At 32.6% G+C, this 1,368-nt stretch carries 2 protein-coding genes; both read right to left on the bottom strand.

Going from position 1 to position 1,368, the window contains the following annotated elements; translation table 11 throughout:
* A partial coding sequence (locus F6K13_RS33370; RefSeq protein ID WP_287289959.1) for a TIGR03985 family CRISPR-associated protein occupies positions 1-569 on the bottom strand: 569 nt, incomplete at its 3' end.
* Positions 570-641: 72 nt separating this feature from the next.
* A complete protein-coding gene (locus F6K13_RS33365; protein ID WP_205127498.1) occupies positions 642-920 on the bottom strand; it encodes a hypothetical protein in 279 nt (92 codons plus the stop codon).
* Between the last annotated feature and the right edge of the window lie 448 nt (positions 921-1,368).

The following is a 1,368-nucleotide window of genomic DNA, read 5'->3' as shown; positions in this document are numbered from 1 at the left end:
CCAAAAGGGTCTGTGCCAAAAGCAGTTAAATATTTAGCCCGACGTGCATAGTGTAGACAAACTAGATAAACTATTATTTCTACTTGTTTTTCAGTAGAAGCTATCCAATATTTAAACTTGATTACTCTACCCAATGATTGATGCCATAAATCCTCAATTTGTTGCTGACAATTATCAACCCGTTCTTGATTTTCATCTGATAAAATGTAATCTAAATGTATAAAAATTCGGCGTTGTTGTTGATTATTATAATTTGGTATTGATTGTTGTTGAGTTATTTTTTCCCACAAAGATTCGACGACTAATTCCAAGTTTGGTTGTACAAATGAAACTGACTCTAAAATCTTTAATAATTGCCAAGTTTGACTAGAGGATAATTCTGAAATATTCCATCTTTCTGTTTCAAATACCGGAGGTTGAGGCCAGTCTTTTTGCTGTAGACAGTAATATTCTCCTGCTTGAGATTTTTTCAGCCATCCTAATTTAGCTAAATACTTTAAATCATCTCTAATTGTACGGTGTACTGTAGCAAAAGGACGTTGTTGTATTTTGATAACTTCCCCACCCATTTTATCTGTAATTTTTTGCTCCCATTCTTTAATTGATTGGGGAAAAATTGCAGTTTTAACTAATTCTTTTACTTACTTTTTACAAATACAATTTTTGTCTCGACATTCTGTTTTTATTTGTTCTGTAGTTAAGTGATCGCTCAATTGATGTTCTGGCGAAAAAAAATATTTGCGGAAATCTATATAAGTAAAATATTTTGGTAATTCCGCTGGTAAATTATTTGGTTTTCCATAAAAATATTTTAATAAAACCCACAATCTAATAGAGCGATTTAATCTATCTCCTAATCGCCCTAATGCTAACCAATCTAATATTTCTGGAGTTGGAGAGTAACTAAATTCAAAGAGCATGATCGGAAGGAAGAAGGAAGAAGAAAGAAGGAAAAAATTTCCGTTGTCTGAGTTTTACAGGACTAAAGAAGAAGGAAGAAGAAAGGAAGAAAAAAGAGGGAAAAATATTCCCTTGTCTGAGTTTTACAAGACTAAAGAAGAAGGGAAAAGGAAGAAATTTCCGTTGTCTGAGTTTTAACTTTTGACTTTTGACTTTTGAATTTCATAAATTACTGTAGCATCAAAGTTTTGAACTGATAACTAACTTTTAAGTTTTAACTTTTGACTTTTGACTTTTGACTTCCATATTCTCCTGTTCCTTCTTTCCTGCTGACTCCTGACTCCTCTAATTAGGGTTTGCTGAAAAAGTCTTTTTTAAGGAGTAGGGGAGTAGGGGAGTAGGGGAGAATTTTTTTGCCCAACTCTTGCTAAAAATGCTAACTTTTTCAGCTCTTCATGCTCAAAAAGA

This window comes from Okeania sp. SIO2B9, assembly GCF_010672505.1.
In the GTDB taxonomy this organism is placed as follows: domain Bacteria; phylum Cyanobacteriota; class Cyanobacteriia; order Cyanobacteriales; family Microcoleaceae; genus Okeania; species Okeania hirsuta.
Note: the sequence above shows the minus strand (reverse complement) of the source record. Positions and strands in the feature narration are given on the sequence as shown.